14 protein-coding genes are annotated in these 17,279 nt (G+C 57.2%); 8 read left to right on the top strand and 6 right to left on the bottom strand.

The annotated features are described in order from the left end of the window. The first annotated feature begins 43 nt into the window (after nucleotides 1-43). The 3 genes from BM155_RS12450 to BM155_RS12440 are packed head-to-tail and all read left to right on the top strand — an operon-like array spanning nucleotide 44 to nucleotide 2,693. Nucleotides 44-1,285 carry a DUF1552 domain-containing protein gene (locus tag BM155_RS12450; RefSeq protein ID WP_231902448.1) on the top strand — a complete coding sequence of 414 codons (1,242 nt, stop codon included), beginning with the start codon at nucleotides 44-46 and terminating at the stop codon, nucleotides 1,283-1,285. Nucleotides 1,286-1,296: 11 nt separating this feature from the next. Further along, a complete protein-coding gene (locus BM155_RS12445) occupies nucleotides 1,297-2,166 on the top strand; it encodes an Lcl C-terminal domain-containing protein (protein ID WP_074903477.1) in 870 nt (289 codons plus the stop codon). Beyond that, nucleotides 2,163-2,693, top strand: coding sequence for an Lcl C-terminal domain-containing protein (locus BM155_RS12440; protein WP_139223256.1), 531 nt, complete (start codon nucleotides 2,163-2,165; stop codon nucleotides 2,691-2,693). The genes BM155_RS12445 and BM155_RS12440 overlap by 4 nt, the downstream gene beginning before the upstream one ends. Before the next feature lie 104 nt (nucleotides 2,694-2,797). Here the strand turns inward: BM155_RS12440 and BM155_RS12435 are convergent, their stop codons facing one another. Continuing rightward, nucleotides 2,798-4,171: a pyridoxal phosphate-dependent decarboxylase family protein gene (locus BM155_RS12435; RefSeq protein WP_074903474.1), complete on the bottom strand. Its 1,374-nt coding sequence runs from the start codon at nucleotides 4,169-4,171 to the stop codon at nucleotides 2,798-2,800. A 121-nt stretch (nucleotides 4,172-4,292) separates the two neighbouring features. Between BM155_RS12435 and BM155_RS12430 the strand changes: the two genes are divergently transcribed. Then, complete coding sequence (locus BM155_RS12430; RefSeq protein ID WP_074903624.1) at nucleotides 4,293-5,705, top strand: aminotransferase-like domain-containing protein; 1,413 nt, start codon at nucleotides 4,293-4,295, stop codon at nucleotides 5,703-5,705. On the opposite strand, the gene BM155_RS12425 is transcribed toward BM155_RS12430, so the two are convergent. From BM155_RS12425 to BM155_RS12405, 5 genes are all read right to left on the bottom strand, one after another. After that, nucleotides 5,695-6,171 carry an Lrp/AsnC family transcriptional regulator gene (locus BM155_RS12425; protein ID WP_067151447.1) on the bottom strand — a complete coding sequence of 159 codons (477 nt, stop codon included), beginning with the start codon at nucleotides 6,169-6,171 and terminating at the stop codon, nucleotides 5,695-5,697. The genes BM155_RS12430 and BM155_RS12425 overlap by 11 nt on opposite strands. Before the next feature lie 102 nt (nucleotides 6,172-6,273). After that, on the bottom strand, nucleotides 6,274-7,467 hold the full coding sequence (locus tag BM155_RS12420; RefSeq protein ID WP_067151444.1) for a pyridoxal phosphate-dependent aminotransferase: 1,194 nt from the start codon (nucleotides 7,465-7,467) through the stop codon (nucleotides 6,274-6,276). A gap of 157 nt (nucleotides 7,468-7,624) precedes the next feature. Further along, nucleotides 7,625-9,790, bottom strand: coding sequence for an autotransporter outer membrane beta-barrel domain-containing protein (locus BM155_RS12415; protein ID WP_074903471.1), 2,166 nt, complete (start codon nucleotides 9,788-9,790; stop codon nucleotides 7,625-7,627). Between the two features lie 525 nt (nucleotides 9,791-10,315). After that, entirely contained in the window at nucleotides 10,316-11,800 is a 1,485-nt protein-coding gene (locus tag BM155_RS12410; RefSeq protein ID WP_074903469.1) for a cryptochrome/photolyase family protein, read from the bottom strand. A gap of 8 nt (nucleotides 11,801-11,808) precedes the next feature. After that, nucleotides 11,809-12,771, bottom strand: coding sequence for a YbgA family protein (locus BM155_RS12405; protein ID WP_074903467.1), 963 nt, complete (start codon nucleotides 12,769-12,771; stop codon nucleotides 11,809-11,811). A gap of 217 nt (nucleotides 12,772-12,988) precedes the next feature. Here BM155_RS12405 and BM155_RS12400 point away from each other — a divergent pair, with 217 nt between their 5' ends. From BM155_RS12400 to BM155_RS12385, 4 genes are all read left to right on the top strand, one after another. After that, a complete protein-coding gene (locus tag BM155_RS12400) occupies nucleotides 12,989-13,867 on the top strand; it encodes a hypothetical protein (protein ID WP_074903623.1) in 879 nt (292 codons plus the stop codon). A 157-nt stretch (nucleotides 13,868-14,024) separates the two neighbouring features. Next, nucleotides 14,025-14,882, top strand: a complete 858-nt coding sequence (locus BM155_RS12395; RefSeq protein ID WP_074903465.1) for a hypothetical protein — start codon at nucleotides 14,025-14,027, stop codon at nucleotides 14,880-14,882. A 179-nt stretch (nucleotides 14,883-15,061) separates the two neighbouring features. Then, complete coding sequence (locus tag BM155_RS12390) at nucleotides 15,062-15,943, top strand: hypothetical protein (protein ID WP_067151427.1); 882 nt, start codon at nucleotides 15,062-15,064, stop codon at nucleotides 15,941-15,943. A gap of 53 nt (nucleotides 15,944-15,996) precedes the next feature. After that, complete coding sequence (locus BM155_RS12385; RefSeq protein WP_074903462.1) at nucleotides 15,997-17,208, top strand: hypothetical protein; 1,212 nt, start codon at nucleotides 15,997-15,999, stop codon at nucleotides 17,206-17,208. Nucleotides 17,209-17,279 lie beyond the last annotated feature (71 nt).

The following is a 17,279-nucleotide window of genomic DNA, read 5'->3' as shown; positions in this document are numbered from 1 at the left end:
CGCTCTGACTTTTTGGCGAATCACAGAATAAAAGGTTTAAGCAATGGCAAAGCGATACAAAAATGAATTTGATAAAAGGCGCAGGGATTTACTCAAAATCTTCGCCGCTGCGGGCATCAGCAAAGGACTGATGCGCGCCTCTCCCCTGGTCTCCGGCATGATGGTTTCCCGTTGGGCCGAGGCGCAAACAGCCCCCAACAAATCCGTGGTCATCTATGTACCCGACGGCGCCCTGGCGGAACACTGGTACCCCAACGCCGACCTGACCAGTTTCGGGGATATGTCCCAGCCGTACAGCACTGTCGCCAGTGAGTGCAACTTCCTCAAAAATATGAGCCACCACCGCGGCGGGCACGGCGTTATGCCGACCATCATCAACAACAGCTGGGGTGGCGACAGTTTCGACGTCAACATGGGCAGAATTCTGGGCGAAAACCTGCCCTTTACCTACGTCAACCTGGGGGTACACAGCAACGGCGGCGGCGGTTTCACCAAAGACAACGGCTCCGTTGTTCCCTCCGAAGACAACCCGTTTAACGCCTTCAACCGCCTGTTCGGCAATTTGCAGGGCGGCGGTGGCGATCCCAAATTAAACGCCGTGGACGCCCACCTGGAGGCCGTGAACGCACTGAAAAACAAACTGGGCACCTACGAGCAGCAGCGCCTCGACTCGCATCTGACCGCGATAGAGGAAACCCAGCGGCGCCTGCAAGACCTGGCCGGTGGCGGTTTCTCCTGCGGCGGTGCCACAGCGCCGGAGGAATTCCCGATCGAGTTTTCCACCTTTCAAAAACAGGCGGAACTTCAGGCGGACATCATCGCGCTGGCACTGGAGTGCAATATCACCGCCTCCTGCTCCCTCACCTTCGGCAATGACGGCGCCGAGTTCTCCCTGCCCTATCTGGATTTCAAGGACACCTATCACCAGTCGATTCACGGCGGTAACGGCGGCGATCCGACCTATCCCCACTACCGGGAAACGCGCAAGCACCTCAGCAGCCTTTCGGCTTATCTGATCGGCCGCCTGCGGGACAGAGGCGTACTCGACAGCACCATCGTCTGCGAGGTCACCGACATGGGTAACGGAGACGCCCACAGCAGTACCGATATTCCCCTGATCATGGCCGGTGGCGGCGGTGTAATAAAACGCGGCGTTTCCGATTCCGGCAGTGCCGCCTACACGCCTCTGCACCAGATACACACGGCGGCGGTGGCCCTGCAGGCGCACGAACACCCCGCCTATCAGGGTTATCAATCCGAAGTGATTCCCGGGGTATTGGCCTAGGTGGAAAAAAGGTGTTAACGAGAAAATATGCACAGATTGTCGCCCTGGCTGTTGCCGTTGCCAGCCAGGGTGGGTGCTCAAAATCCGGCGGGGAGTATTCCCCGCCTCGAAACGGACTCAATGATACCGGCATCACCTGGGGCGCGGACTATCCCCGGGGAGTCAACAGCGACTGCAGCGCCCGTATGCAGGGCGGGCAAGCGGCCGGGGAAACGGCTGTAGAGAGCGATATCCTGAGCCAGCAGGACTGCCGCCACGGCAGGGATGTCACCGCCGGTGACGACGCCGACGGCGCAGCGGGCTTTGTGTACCGCAAACTGGATGCAAATGGCGAATTCCTCCCCGCCGATGCACAGAACTGGAACTGTGTACTGGACGAAATCACCGGCCTGATGTGGGAAGTCAAACAACCGGGCGACGGTGTTTACGGCAACCGCGGACGCCACGACGCCGACGATGTCTTCACCTGGTACAACCCGGACAAGAAGCTCAACGGCGGCCATATCGGCGACTGGAACAGCCGCTATGCGCAATGCACCGGATACGTCCAGGGCCAACCCGCCACCTATTGCAACATCGAGGAATTCGTCAGCCGCACCAACCATCGGGGCCTGTGCGGTTACAGCGACTGGCGCCTGCCAACCTTAAATGAACTGTCCAGCCTGGTGCACTTCGGGCGCAGCGCCCCCGCTATCGATACCGCTTATTTCCCCAATACAAAAAGTGGCTTTTATTGGACTTACTCTCCGGACGCATTACTCCCCCAAAGGGCTTGGGCGGTAAATTTCCAGCTCGGTTACGCCGCCCCCCTGCCCCGCGACAATGGCCGTCATGTACGGCTGGTTAGGAACTGGGGCGCAGAAAACTCGGAGGACAAATGATCACTGCCGCACGCAATACATTTCTGCTGTTACTGCTGGCCACGCCTCTGCAGGCATTGTGCGCCCAGCAGTGTAAACCAGGACAGATCATTGCCACCGCGCCCGCCGCACGATTCGAACAACGGGATGACGGTACTGTTATTGATAAAAAGCTGGGCCTGATGTGGCGCACCTGCGTGGAAGGCATGTCCGGAAAAAACTGCGAGGACGGTGAGGCCCTGACCCTTAACTGGGCCGGAGCACTGGCCTATGCGCCGACATTCAACCGCGAAGGCGGCTTCGCTGGCCACCAGGACTGGCGACTGCCGAATATCCGCGAGCTGAGCTCCCTGGTCGAACTGCAATGCACCGCGCCCGCGATCAATACGGCCGTGTTTCCCAATGCCACATCCGCTGGCGTTTGGTCTTCGTCACCCGCCAAATTCCATATGCACTATTCGTGGTATGTGGATTTTGACTCCGGCGCATTTACTTACGGCGAGCGAACACAGCTAAAGGCTCTTCGCCTGGTGCGCGACATTCAGTGACACCGCTGTAGCGGAATTTAATGAGGCGCTCTGCGCCTCTGGTGCAGTTCCCTTGAGGTGATTGTTGACAGCTGTTCACACAAGCTGCATTCATCGGCGCGTCTTTAGTCACTCTTGTTTTCCAGCAAGCGAATCACCCGCTGCACATGAGCGTTGGTCGTCGACCAATTGCTGAATGCGGCGCGAATTGCGTCGCGGCCATCCCACTGCCCAGGGGTCATAAATACCTCACCACTTCGGTTCAGTCTGTCCAGCCAGGCACGGATATCTGGACAATTTCGCGGGCGAAACACCACGACATTCAGTTTACACGGCACCAGCAGATCATAGCCCTGAGCAGAAGCCAGCCACTTCGACAACTGCGCCGCCTGAAGACAGTTGTCTTTCACGATTTGCGCCACGCCCTCGCGGCCGTATGCCCGCAAATTGAACCACAGCGCCAATGCCCGAAAACGGCGCGAGTTCTCTACCCCCCGGTTCATAAAGTGCGGCTGCCCGTTGCCCGCCGGCAAATATGGAGAAGGTACGGCCAATACCTGTTCCAGCAGATCCGTGTGGCGGGTGAGGAAAATACCACTGTCGTAGGGCACGTTGAGCCACTTGTGGGCATCGCAGGTAATGGAGTCCGCAGCTTCAATCCCTTCTGTCCAATGCCGCCTATCCTCCAGCAAGCGGGAAAACAAACCAAAGGCGCCATCCACGTGCAGCCATGCATTGTACTTTCGGCACAGAGAAGCGATTGCCGTTAAATCATCGAAATCAGTACCGGTCACTGTCCCGGCACTAGCCAGTACGATTTTCCCGGGGCTATCGCTGGCGCACAGCGCACGCGCCAGATCCACGGTATCCATACGCTCCGTGCCCGGCTCGCATGCGACGGCGGTCAGGTTATTCCGCCCCAGTCCAGCCATCGCCAACCCCTTCAGACTGCTGGCGTGGGGGCAGGCGGAAAACACTTGGATACTCGCCCCACTCACCCCCTCAGCGGCTATATCCATCCCCTGAACCCGGCCGGCAAATTGGCGTCCGCAAAGAATTCCCAGCAGATTGGCGCTGGTGGCGCCACTGGTTAAACAGCCGTCGAAGGATGGCGGGAGCGAAAAAAGCTGTCGCAGCCAATTCAGGACCTGCACCTCCACCACCGGAGCGATGGAATCCCCGAAAGTGGCCGAATTCTGGTCAGTGGCGGCCGCGAGCCAGTCGCCAACCAAAGCCGCCGGGCTGCTGCCGCCGGTGACGAACCCCCAGTAGCGCGGCCCCGCCGACCCGGAAAGATAGGGCATCACCCGGCGTTGAAATTCCTTCAGGGCCCCCGCAGTGCCCATACCGTGCCGAGGTAGTGACTCCAATGGCAGCGGCGGCGCATCGATACAAGCGGCGGGGCGACGCTCTAGGCCGCGTAAAAATTCACAACTGACCTCGAGTGCCTGTTCCAGCAACTCGCGAAACTGTGTCACTTCCTTCCGGACTTCTGACATTCGTTACTCTCCCCGAACTGCAAAAAAACCAGTTTGCCGCCTTCGCCCAAACCAAAACAGAGACAATAATTTGCGCTTTTTGCAGTACAATTTGCCTCGGCATATCAATCCCGGGGGTGAAATGGCCGCTCTCTACCGCTTATTGGCAGCACAGCTGCAGCGGGAAATTCGCGAGCACCGCTGGGGTGCCGGTCAGCGGCTGCCGTCAGTGCGGCAGTTCGCCCATCAGCACAATGTCAGCGTCACCACCGCAATACAGTGCTACCGAACTCTCGAGAGCGAGGGCTTGATCACCGCCCGCCCCCAGTCCGGTTTCTATGTCCGGGATACCACCCACGCGGAAGCGGGCGCAGAATTGCAGGATTTCACCGCTGCGCCAGGTGTGGTGACCAATATCGCGGAAATCGAACAGGTACAGCGCGCCGCCGCCACCCCTGGCAGCGCACCATTTGGTATATCCCTGCTGAGCCCACAACTGATCCCCCTGACAGAGCTGCAACGCAGCCTGCACCGCGCCACCCTCAAACTCGGGGAGCGCCTCGTGCACTATGCGCCACCACAAGGAGACAAGGCGCTGCGCGAGGCGCTGGCACAGCATTTCGCTACGGACGGCCTCGCCCTGCCCGCGCGGGACCTACTAATCACCAACGGCTGCATGGACGCCATCTGTCTCGCCCTGCAATTGACGACCGAGCCGGGGGATGTCGTCGCACTGCCCAGCCCCTGCTTCAGCGGCCTATTGCAGTTGATCGAAAGCCTCGATCGGCGGCTGCTGGAAATCCCACTGCACCGCAGCGGCATCCGTATGCAGGCCCTGGAAGCCGCCATGGCAAACCCGGAAGTCAAAGCCTGTGTGGTGACTGCCAATCACCACAATCCACTCGGTTTCAGCCTCAGCGTCAACGACAAGCAGCGTATCGCCGCGTGGGCCGCGGAATACCGCTGCCCGGTCATAGAGGATGACGTATTTGGGGAGTGTGGATTCGATCTGAACCGCTCCCTCCCCATCAAACACTGGGATCGGGACGGTTGGGTATTCTGGTGCAGCGCCTTCTCAAAAGCACTGGTCCCCGCCTACCGTATCGGCTGGTGCGCCCCGGGGCGGTATTTGTTGTCAGCGGTACAACGATGGCGCGCACAGGCAGTGAGCGTGAACCTGCCACTGCAGGTAGCACTGGCGGACTTTGTCAATACGGGCCACTACCGCCGCCACCTGCAGCGCCTGCGCCTGGCGCTGGCGGAGCAGCTAACCGCGTACCGCCGCACCCTGAAAAACGTAATGCCGGCGGAAACAGCGATTTCGCGCCCGGACGGCGGTTTTGTCCTATGGCTGACACTGGCGGAGAGCTTCGATGGTATGGCACTGTTTGAGGCCGCTGCCGCCCGCAATATCAGCATTGTGCCCGGCCAGGTATTTTCCAGCCTGGGACGCTATCGCAACTGCATTCGCATCAATTGCGGCTGGCCCCTGGAACGGCGCTTGAAGCGGAATTTACAAGTGCTGGGGGAAATAGCCAGCGAGCTCAGTCGTTGAACAGCAACTCCAGCGGATAGCCGGTAAACGGCTTGGTTTTTTCGATCACCAGGTGGGAGGTCATGCGCGAGATAGCCGCCTCCTCGTTGGCCAACAGCTGCTCGGACACGCGATTGAAATCCGCCGCGTCCGGGCACACGAAGCGCAGCATATAGTCGAACTCCCCAGACATCTTCACACAGGAGACGATCTGCGGAATATCGTTGATGGCGCGGCGGAAGCTTTCGGCAGTGCGGGCATCCTGCCGCTTTAAGGCCACGTTGACGTAAAACTCGGCGTGACGCACTTTGTCCAGGTTCACTTCGGCGCGAAATTCCCGGATGTAACGCTCGCTGGTCAAACGCTTGACCCGCGCCAGGCAGGCGCTCTCGGATAACCCTATCTCCTCACTCAGTTTCAGATTACTGATGCGCGCATTGGTTTGCAGCGCCCGCAGAATTCGCAAATTGTGCCGGTCGATTTTCACAACTTTTGTTCTTGCTATTGGAAAAAAACAAGGATAGCGGCAGCAAATATTCGCCTGCAAGCAGACGCCCGTAAAAGGCGTCCGCATGCGGGTGAATGTCTGTCAGGCGCTGCGCTTGTTGCCAGTGGTGACAAAACGCTCTATGCGGTCCAGAGCGCGGGACAACTCACCCTCATCCGCCGCCAGTGTCAGGCGGACGTGGTTGACGGCGCTGGGGCCGAAAGGAGCGCCGGGCAGCACCGATACCCGTTCGGCATCGAGCAGTGCCTCGGCGAAGGCCTGGCCGGATTCCGCGATGTTGGAGACATCCACCATCACGAACATCCCTGCATCGGGGGAGTAACAACTGAGGCCGGGAATTTTGCCGATACGCTCGACGATCAGATCCCGGCGGCGCTCATAGGCATCGCGCATCTGTTTGACAAAGTAGGAGTCAAACTCCAGCGCAAAGGCAGCGGCCTCCTGAATGAATTGCGGACAACCGAAGATGGTGGCACCGGCGAACCCGATCAGCCGCTCTACTAGCGGCCCGTGGGCCACGGCCCAACCGAGGCGCCAGCCGCTCATCGCGTGGGACTTGGACAGGCCGTCGATAACGACAATATTGTCCAGGTGCTCGGCGGCGGTACGCAGGGAAGTGTGGCGGCGGGCAAAAGTGATCATGGAATACATTTCATCACACACCAGCCACACATTGCGCGCGCGGCAGTAGGCCGCCAGTTCGCGCAACTGCTCCGGGGTGGCCATGGCGCCCGTGGGATTGACCGGCGTATTGATCATGACCGCGCGGGTATCCGCGCCTATGGCGGCCTTGACCGCCTCCACGTCAAAGGCGAAATGGGTCTCCGCCGGGCAGGACACTTTTTTCACTTTCAGGCGCAGTGCGTCGCAGATGGGCACATAGCCGATATACATCGGCTCTGGAATCACTATCTCCTCGCCCGGATTCAACAGGCAGGACAGCACCGCGAAGATGGCGTTGGTGCCGCCGGGGAAAACCACTACGTCATCGGGGCTGCAGGGATGCGGAGAGACTTTGCTCTCGATATCGGCGATGGCGCGGCGCAGCATCGGCTCGCCAGCGGCCGGGGAATAGTGTGTGCGGCCAACGCCCAGCCGCGCGCGGGCAAAGTCCAGGATGGGTTCCGGCGTATCGAAATTGGGGTCGCCCACACACAGAAAGATCACGTCCTCGCCCCGGTTCGCCAGTGCGTGGGCGCGGTCGCTGACCGCCCACACATCGGCATCGGCACGGTTTAGGGCATCGCTCTGCAGACTGAATCTGGGACTAAACATTGTCACTAGTGTCACTTTCGGGTTGTTATCAGTACCGGTAACGGTAACAACCACCCGAGTAATCGGCGGCGCGAAACGGGCGCGATTTTCGCATTCCCGTGAATTTTTCCGCACTTTTGCCGCAGAAAATTCGGTGAAATTTTGCTGATCCTTCCTATCAAAAACGGTAATTCAGGTTCAAGCCACCCACGGTGTCCTCTCGCCGCACCAGGATGTTGCCGCTCATTTGCAGCTTGTCGGTCAGGTTGAGCCCCACCAGGGCGCCAAAGCCATTCTGAAAAAAACCCGCGTGACGGCTGTCGTAAGCCGCCAGGTAAGCGCTGTTACCGGGGATAGACTTAACCCCGATGCCCACCTTGTCCGTATCGTCACCGCTGTTGTACTCCAGCCATACTTCACCGAACCAACGCCAGTCCGCCTCTTCCGGTGCGTTGTAAAAAAAACCGGTGCGCAGGCGGTAATAGTCGCGGCTCTGGTGGCGCACATAGAGGCCGAGGGGGTCCAGGGTCTCACCGTTGTTACCCACATAGGTGAGATCGCGATTGGTGGATTCCCGGAAGCTATCCACATCCACCTGGGTCCACTCGCCGGCGATAAAGGGCCCCAGCTGGCAGGGCAGCGCCGGGGCTGTGTCGTAGCCGGCGCGGGCAAACAGGGTCACGGCATCGCCATCCGTACCACCCTCGATACGCGTGGCAAAACGCTGCCCCAGATAGATATCCCGGTCCACCTCGTGGTAGTCGATATCGCCGTACGTCAGCCCGCCATCGACAAACCAGCGCTCATCGTTCCAACGCGCCAGCGCGGAAAAATTGAGGGTACGGGCCTTGAGCGAAAGGCTCGGGGGCGTGTAATCATTGCCGGCGTAAGACAGCGCCAGCGCCCACTCGAAATGATCGCCTGCGGCGAAACTGAAGCCAAAAAAACCGTCCCAGCCGTTGCTGTTGCGGTTTGGCGCCGGCCCCTGGCCGAGCTCCGTATACTGCCAGGCGCCGCTGAAAAACACCGTGGTGGTGGGATCGCGAAAGCGCTGCGCAACCAGGTGGTGATCGATATTGGACTGGTGCAGGCGGCTGTTCTGGTAACCGAGGTCCGGCAACATGGCGAACCCCACCGGAGCGCTCAACACGGAATAGTAGTAATCGCCAACCAGCTGTGCGGCGGCCAATGTCGGATGGATGCCGTCGTTAAACAGCAGCCTGTCCGAGTCGGGAGCACTGCCAGTCTCACTGTAGACGGGATTGGGGTTATCGCAGGCACCGGCGGCGTAGCAGGTGGCGGCCTGATCGATATCGGCAAAGCCGAACAGCCCCGGCTTCGCTTGCGCCAGGGCGGTGATACCCTCGGTATCGAGGATCAACACATTGCCGATAAAATTCACACGCACCCGCAGCGCATCGTTAAACAGCGCAGTGCCAATATTTGCAGTGCTGACCGCATCTGACCCCAGGTCGTTCATCAGTGGAGTATCCCCCACCCGGGGCACATTAGACACCACCACGAACGCGGCGCCGGCGCGGCGCAATTCACTCGCGGCGGTAGCCAGAAAGTCGGCAGAGCGCTTCATGCTGTCCGGGGAGACGGTACCGGCGAGCGTGGCGGCAATAATGTCGTTGCCACCGCCATTCAAAAAGTAAAGGGTATCGCCGGAAACGCCGTTTTGCGGCAAGTAACCCCGGCCCGTGCCAAAGGGCACACCGGTGAGGGTGATATTGTTGCTCGGATCATCCACCAGAGCCTGCAGCGCCACTGGATCACCGAAAGCGGCAGTCGCCTCCATCACTTCCGCAGGGGAAAGATACGGGCTCTCGCCCGCAGCCGGATCGCAGACGCCATCGGCGCCGCAGCGGGTGGAATCCGGCAGGATAGTAGTCAGGTTATTGTGATCGGCCACGGTGGTATCCGGGAAAAGCTGCCGAAAGCGGTGCGCCCCCACTAGATCCAGCAGCACATCTGCGGTGCGGTTGCCGCCCACGGCCCAGTTGCTGCCGTTGGCCAATACCGAAGTCACTACCTGTTGCAACTGACCGGCTGCGTCCGCGGCGGTGGGATAACAGGGCACCGGCCCGCCAACGCTAAACCCCAAACCGGAACAGGAAGGATTAAGCGACGCCAGGCCAAAATCCTGTGCGGTAAAACTGATGGCCGGCTGCATCGGCAACAGGCCGTCCGGGTCATTGCTGGTAAATATGCCGGCGTTGCCACTGTCCGAAAGACTGTCACCAAAAACGACAATATTGTTGTAGAGCTTATCGGCGGCCACAACCGGACCGGCGGCAGCAAGAGCCACAGCGATAGACAGGGTTTTCCATGAAAAGCCCATTGCGCACTCCATTGCAGTAGGGAATCAATCGCAGTGGAGCAAGTATAGACACGCCGCCGCTCACCAATAGCGGCACAAGGACTTTTTCACTGACGCCTGAAGGGACCTCTGACCCATTCACACGGGAGCTGTAATAATCTTCTAGGGTTCACATAATTGGGTGGATATTTCAAAAGTCCCCCTAGCTCCTCCGGATACCGCCCTGTACCCGAGGATTTCGCAATACCCCGGCCACCGCCTGCACTGATCCTTTGGCCTAAGGAACCTCTGATTAATTCGCGTGAAGGCTTTGGTTAGTTCCGTGGCGCTCAAGCAATAGGATGGCCATTTCGAAAACGCACGAGTACTTCCCTGTAGCTCCGACGGATACATCCCTGTATCCGACGATTTCGAAATGGCCACCCTATCACCTGAGCTTCTCATCTAGCTCCAAAGAATTTTTATCGTCAGGAAGCGAATTAATCAGAGGTTCCCTAAGCCTCACATCCGCCCCCGAAGCGCCTCTGCCACCAGAAAGTGACTTAATCAGAGATTCCTTAAACCGGCAAAAGCAGCGATTGCCTGATCGCGGCTTTGCGCCACATCGCAAACCGGTGCCGGGTAACCATCGAGCGGTGGCGGGCAGTGAATCGCTTTCTCACTCAGGTGGCGCAATTCCGGCACAAACCGACGGATAAATTCACCGTGCCGATCAAACCTTTTCGACTGACTGTAGGGATTGAAAACACGAAAATAAGGCACCGAATCCGTGCCCGTAGACGCAGCCCACTGCCAACCGCCATTGTTCGCGGCCAGATCCGCATCAATTAATCGCTGCATAAAATAGCGCTCGCCCCAGCGCCAGTCGATCAGCAGGTTTTTGGTCAGGAAGGAAGCAACCACCATGCGCAGCCGATTGTGCATCCAGCCGGTTTCGTTTAATTGGCGCATGGCGGCATCCACAATGGGTACGCCGGTTGTACCTTCGCACCAGCTCCGAAACAGTTGCGCATCGTACTTCCAGGGCACGCGGTCCGTATCCGGCTTAAAGGGCTTGTGCATGGAGAGCCGCGGGAAGGCGGCGATCAGATGGGTGTAAAACTCTCGCCACAGCAACTCTCCCAGCCAACACTCTGCGCCCTGATTGCCTCCACTCCAACCACCGCCATTCTCCGCAAACGCCATCTGCACACACTGACGAATGGATACGGCGCCGCAATTTAAATAGGGAGAAAGGCGCGAGGTGGCATCCTTGGCTGGAAAATCGCGCTCCAGCGCATAGCGGCCGATTTTCTCGCGGAATGCGCGCAAGTGACGCGCACCCGCTGTTTCCCCCGGCATCCACCCCAGCAGCCTGCCGTTCCTGTCGGGCGTGAGCTCATAACCCGGTAGTTTTCCGGGAATAGTCCGCACCAAATTATGTTGCTCTGCAAGTTGAATCCAACGGGGCCATCCGGCCACTGTTTCCATTTTTCGCGGCGGCGGCAACGGTGCAAAATAATCACTGCCGCAACGGGCGACAAAGGCGCGTTTAAAGGGCGTAAATACTTTGTAGGTTTCCCCGCCCCCGGTTTTAACCGCGCCCGGTGGCAGCAGGGTTCGGTCGCTGCAAAACTCCACCTGTAACCCTGCGTTTTTCAGAGCCGTGCGCACGGCGTCATCGCGGCGCTGTTCGTTGTAGGGATATTCCGAATTGGCAAAAAGGGCTTCAATTTCAAGCTTGTGGACTATCTCCTCCATCGCCCGCGGCACCTGCTGGAATCTGGCGATTTCGAGAAAATAAAGCGGAATATTTCGCTCCGCCAATCGCTGCTGCAATTCGCGCAGACAGGCCAGACGGAAGGCGACCACCGGCTCCCCCTCATCCTGCTCTTGCCAACTTATCGGGCAGGCGATAAAAACAGCGGCTAATTCACGGCAACTTTGCGCGCCCCGGTACAACGCGGTGTTGTCGTTCAAGCGCAGATCATTGCGCAACCAAACCAGCCCCCGGCGAAAGCGCTTCAATGGCTTAGGTTCTGGATTGCCCATAGCGCCTCTCAGCGAAAATCACACAGTCCCAGCTCAGCTGGCTCTGCGGCGAGCAGCACCTGGCTATGGATAAACTGATGCGGGCTGCGCGGAAGGTAGTGACGCAGCATGGTCAATACCGCGGATAGCGGTTTACGTCCCCGGTAATAATCCTCGATTAAACGGGTCAACTCCGCCCGCTCTTCCTTGGTCAAATACTCGTTCAGATGTCCCTGGCTGTGCATCAGTGCATTGGTTCTATCCCGACGATTGGCAGGATGGCTGAGAATCTCCATCATCCTGCCGCGCACTTCCACAGCCAATTGTTGCGGCTTATAGCCGCTGGTGTCTGAAAGCAGCCGCCCCAATTCACGGGTCAGCGGTTGATGGTGGGCCAGCAGAAGGTATTTATAAGCCGTGTAGAACTCCGTCACCCGCGCCGGACGCGGGTCCGGAGCCACATAGCGATACCAGGCATCGTAGGCGAACACACGTGTGAGAAAATTTTCACGGATATCACTGGCATTCAAGCGCCCCACTTCCTCTATCGGCAGATGAGGAAAATGTTCGCGCAGACGCGCGGCGAAAAGACCGGCACCGTGGGCCAACGCGCCCGAGCCATCCTCCTTGTAGTGCGGCACACTGCGCACACCACAGCTCGGGGATTTCTGCATCAAAATAAAACCGCGCAGTTCCTCCACCTGCGGGACCACCCGGTCGGCGTAATTTTCCAGCGCCTCAGTAACATCCATACGCGGATCATCCCGCCCTACAGCCCGCAGCCGGTCACTCACAATCAAATGAATCGGCGGTCGCGGAACGCCCAGACCAATAGCCACTTCAGGACAGAAAGGGCGCAGCTCCAAACACTGACTGAGAAGCTCCGTACAGACCTTGCTGTGCTTGTGACCGCCGTTGTAGCGCACCGGGTCGCCCAGAGCACACTGGCTTATACCCACCGGAATCCTCTCTGTCAGCAGCTGGATTTTCATATCAGTGTTTCTATTTTCCGCTTATTACCATTTGATAGCGTGACACATCGACTTATACAACCATAGTCCTAGCCGGACACCATCTAAATAGGCATGGCTGACTTTCTTTAGAAAACTCGAACAACCGCAAACAGTCGCAATTGAATCCGGCGCCAGATATCAATAAGATTTCGGCTTTCGCATGGAAGAAAAAAAGGCCGGAAACCCCAGGGAATCTATGCTTAAACGACTTTTCGCCACCCGTAAACGCCCCTACGTACCCGGCATTAACCGCCCCGAAACTATCCGGGTAGACCTATCCGGCAGTATTCTGACTCTGCAAATGCCGCCGCACTCTTACTATGGAGGGTTTCCAGGTGAAGACCCACCAGCACAGGTAAATATCTACGAGCAAAAACGGTATGCCGACGATAGTGTCCTACCAGAGTGGCAACGTGCAGGGAAATCTTCATTTCATTTTTTGCGACGCAAGTGGGCATTTTACGGCCCCCCCTGGCGCACCCGCCCCTATGGCACCATCTCTTTTAGTATCACTGTCTGGCGCTATGATATTTTGCCAGAGGACATGAGTTGCTTTAACCCTAATCACTTTGAACAGATGGCCCTGCGCAGCCTCTGGTATGCTGGCCCCGCACGCCCAGATTTTGGGGAGTATCTGGCCCCCATCAATTGGCGCCTGCGACACGAGTCCGGCGCAACTTGGCTTTACTTTGAAAGGCACCGAGATTATTCCCATGAAGCGGAGCCGCCTCCGGAGTTTATGCGCACCTACCGCAGCAGCCATCTGCGTATCCCGCTGGACAACCGCTACTATCTGAACTTGGTCTTTAGCTATCTCGGCTACGCTCCCGTTAAGTACTGCCTAGCCAACATGAATAAACTTCGGGATGCCGTGCTGGATTCCATACAGCTGGAACTCAGCGCAACGGCGAAAGAGCGTCTGGCGGAAGCGAAGCGCAAATGGCCAGATGCCCACGCCAGTGAACACCGTGATCCAGAGCCCTGGATTTACCCCAAGTGGCGTGATGGTAATGAAGGTGAAGAGGAGTTCGTCATACTAGAGCCCGGCAGCCCGCCACCAGAGCTAACATCCTGATTTGCACTCGTCCCTACTATAGCCGGAACTTCCTATTTCAGCGGTTTAAAAAACTTGAACAGGCGCAAATAACGCCAATTGAACCGAGCGCCAGATATCAATAGAATTTTGACTTTCACATGGAAGAATGGCCGGGACCAGAAACCCCAAGGAACTTATGCTTAAACGACTTTTCGCCACCCGCAAACGCCCCTACGTACCCGGTATTAACCGCCCCGAAACCATCCGGCTAGATCTCTCCGGCAACATTCTTACACTGCAAATGCCGCCCCACTCCTACGATGGATGGGGCCCGAGCAGGGAACCCCCGCAGATAAATATCTATGAGTCATACCAATATACTGACGACAGTTATGAGCCGGAGTGGCGGCGAGAAGGTATAGCATCATTTAAGCTTTTACACCGCCATTGGTCATTCTACGGCCCTCCCTGGCGCACCCAGTCTTACGGCACCATCTTTTTCAATATCTTTGCCTGCCGTTACGATGCTCTGCCGGAAGGCATGAGCTGCTTTAACCCCAACCATTTTGAGCAGATAACCTTGCGCAACCTTTGGTATTCCGGAGTCTTCGGCGGGATTCAGGCCCCCATTCATTGGCGATTGCGGCAAGAGTCCGGTGCAACCTGGCTTTACTTTGAAAGACATAATGACGATCTTGAACCGGAGCCACTCCAGGAGATTTTAAGCACTTGCCTTGATTGCCACCTTCGTATCCCGGTCGACGACCGCTACTATCTGGACCTGCACTTCAACTATTTCGGCTATGTCCCAGCAGAATACTGCCTCACCAATATGAATGCACTGCGGGATGCTGTACTGGATTCTGTACAACTGGAACTCAGTTCATCGGCAAAAGAACGTCTGGCGGAAGCAAAGCGCAAATGGCCCGATGCTCGCGCCAGTGAACACCGCGACCCGGAGCCCTGGGTTTTCCCCAAATTGCGGGATGGTGTTGAGGGAGAAGAGAGTTACGTCGTACTGGAGCCCGGCAGGCCGCCAGTATTAACCCCATGAACCACAATACAGCAGCAGTGCAATGCGCCCGCTATTGCCCTACCATGCCCAAATACCCCTCGTCTTTTTAAGAAATTTGAACAACCGCAAAAAACGACAATTGAACTTGGCACCAGGCATCAATAAAATTTCGACTTTCACATGGAAGAAAAGCTGGGGCCAACAATCCCAAGGAACTTATGCTTAAACGACTTTTCGCCACCCGCAAACGCCCCTACGTACCCGGCATTAATCGCCCCGAAACTATCCGGGTAGACCTCTCAGGCAATATTCTGACGCTGCGAATGCCGCCCCATTCCAACTACGGGGGATTTCCAGGTGAAGACCCGCCACCACGGATAAATATCTACAATCCAAGCCAGTATTTCGACGACGGCAGCAACCTACCCGAGTGGCAGCGTGAGGGGAAAGCCGCCTTTTACTTTATGAAGCGCGATTGGGAATTTTACGGCCCTCCCTGGCGTCCTCGCTCCTATGGCACCATTTGTTTCGGTATCGGCCTCTGGCGCTACGATGCCCTGCCGGAAGGAATGAGTTGCTTTAATCCTAAGCACTTCGAGCAGATATGCCTGCGCAACCTCTGGTATACCTGTCCCGCATGCCCCAGCTTAGGAGAATATCGGGCTCCGGTCCACTGGCGTCAACGGCAAGAGGCTGGCGCAACTTGGCTGTATTTTGAAAGACACCGCGACTATTCCCACGATAAGGAACCGCCTCCGGAGTTTATGCGGACCTATCGTGACTGTTATCTGCGCATCCCGCTGGACGACCGCTACGGTCTGGATCTGAACTTCGGCTATATCGGCTATGCCCCGGTAGATTACTGCCTCGCCAATATGAATGCGCTGCGGAATGCCGTGCTGGATTCCGTACAGCTGGAACTCAGTGCAACGGCGAAAGAGCGCCTGGAGGAAGCGAAGCACAAATGGCCAGATGCCCGCGGCAGCGAACACCGTGATCCAGAGCCCTGGATTTACCCCGAGTGGCGTTACGGTGGTAAAGGTGAAGAAAATATCATCGTAGTAAATCCCGGCAGCCCGCCACCAGAGCTAACCCCCTGATACCACAGAAACCTACTTACTCAATTTTATCAAAAAATAGCAAGGGAGCTGTTATGCAAAACAAAAGCAAAACTTGGAAACTTATTAGTGGCGGTAATGGCATAGGGAGAAACGTCTACGTAAAGAAAACCCAGGAAAAAGTCTGGGAAACTATTCAGCGCGAACATACCGGTAACTATTATCTCACCAGTGTGGTCAGAGCGATCCATGCACTAAGCAGTGTTGCCGTAGGCCGCCGTTTCCAGACAGAAAAACTGACTTTTGACGGCGCAGCCATCCTCTATCAGCTAGACAACGACGGTAACGTACTGATTTATAGACTGGAAATCGACAGCGATTACAAATTCCATAAAGGCCCACAAACAACCGGTCTCTATCAAGTTCAACGACAAGCTAACCGCTGGCAAACCGATAACAAACGTAGAACCGAGATACAGCTGGATCACCGCTGGGATGGCGCCCACTACGCCGCTGTCAGTGGCAAATTTGACGACAAAGAACAGGCCGGAAGAATGCTGATCGAGCATATCTCCAAGGCCTACAGCAGTCTCTGCAATGAGTTTGTTAATTGCTCCGGGAATCACTACTCCCTATATTGGCAAAACGGCGGTTTTAAGAGCGACAAACACCGAGATCATCTGGCATCGCTGATTCAACAGGCGATGCTTGCCGGAGCACGGGTACACTGGCTAGCGCACGGAGAGGGGGCCGGGACTTTTGTGCGCGCCCTGCAAGTTCTGGAAAAACAGCTGTCTCCGGAACACCCCCCGATGCAATCTCCGGCGCGAGAAGGGGCAAAGAAAGCAGAACACCAAAAAGCACTGCGCCAATACCTGAACCGGCAGAAGGTGTACTTTTCCAATCCACGTGGTGTCGGCACCCGAAAAAAGGAGCTCGAAGACCTATGTAACAAGGTGGGGATCAGCTACGTGGGGACCAAGGTCAACCCTTACGATATGCTCAACAAAGATGCGCGCCGAGACGCGCTTCTACAGCATGGTACTGTAGCGACCGCTCTTGCCGCGGGCCACACCTTCTCCGAAGTTTTAGGCTTGGAAGAGATTCCGCAAACAATTGTTAACACTGCTAGCCAAGTCTTGTCCTCAGGGTCGGTCTTTGGCGCTGCAGCCGTAGGAGCTTATGGTTGCTTCTTGGTGCGCGATAAATTAGCAAAGATCAACGCCTACGTCAGAAACCTGCCCTCCGCTGCAATTCGCACAGCCCAAAGCACCTTCGGCAAAGGCAACCAACGCTGGGCAGCCTGACTTTCTCCCACTTTTCAGTCCGGGGGCGCCAAACGGCGCCCTCGCTCTGTACAGCCCCATATAGCCCCCCT

Origin of the sequence: Microbulbifer thermotolerans (assembly GCF_900112305.1) — a bacterium.
Classification (GTDB): Bacteria; Pseudomonadota; Gammaproteobacteria; order Pseudomonadales; family Cellvibrionaceae; genus Microbulbifer; species Microbulbifer thermotolerans.
The sequence above is the reverse complement of the archived record's forward strand: the minus strand, read 5'-3'. Positions and strand labels throughout refer to the sequence as shown.

Coding starts and splice junctions, on each gene's coding strand:
- BM155_RS12415 (WP_074903471.1), bottom strand. CDS start 9,790: ATGGGCTTTTCATGGAAAACCCTGTCTATCGCTGTGGCTCTTGCTGCC.
- BM155_RS12435 (WP_074903474.1), bottom strand. CDS start 4,171: ATGTCAGAAGTCCGGAAGGAAGTGACACAGTTTCGCGAGTTGCTGGAA.
- BM155_RS12405 (WP_074903467.1), bottom strand. CDS start 12,771: ATGAAAATCCAGCTGCTGACAGAGAGGATTCCGGTGGGTATAAGCCAG.
- BM155_RS12390 (WP_067151427.1), top strand. CDS start 15,062: ATGCTTAAACGACTTTTCGCCACCCGCAAACGCCCCTACGTACCCGGC.
- BM155_RS12430 (WP_074903624.1), top strand. CDS start 4,293: ATGGCCGCTCTCTACCGCTTATTGGCAGCACAGCTGCAGCGGGAAATT.
- BM155_RS12400 (WP_074903623.1), top strand. CDS start 12,989: ATGCTTAAACGACTTTTCGCCACCCGTAAACGCCCCTACGTACCCGGC.
- BM155_RS12385 (WP_074903462.1), top strand. CDS start 15,997: ATGCAAAACAAAAGCAAAACTTGGAAACTTATTAGTGGCGGTAATGGC.
- BM155_RS12395 (WP_074903465.1), top strand. CDS start 14,025: ATGCTTAAACGACTTTTCGCCACCCGCAAACGCCCCTACGTACCCGGT.
- BM155_RS12440 (WP_139223256.1), top strand. CDS start 2,163: ATGATCACTGCCGCACGCAATACATTTCTGCTGTTACTGCTGGCCACG.
- BM155_RS12450 (WP_231902448.1), top strand. CDS start 44: ATGGCAAAGCGATACAAAAATGAATTTGATAAAAGGCGCAGGGATTTA.
- BM155_RS12420 (WP_067151444.1), bottom strand. CDS start 7,467: ATGTTTAGTCCCAGATTCAGTCTGCAGAGCGATGCCCTAAACCGTGCC.
- BM155_RS12410 (WP_074903469.1), bottom strand. CDS start 11,800: ATGGGCAATCCAGAACCTAAGCCATTGAAGCGCTTTCGCCGGGGGCTG.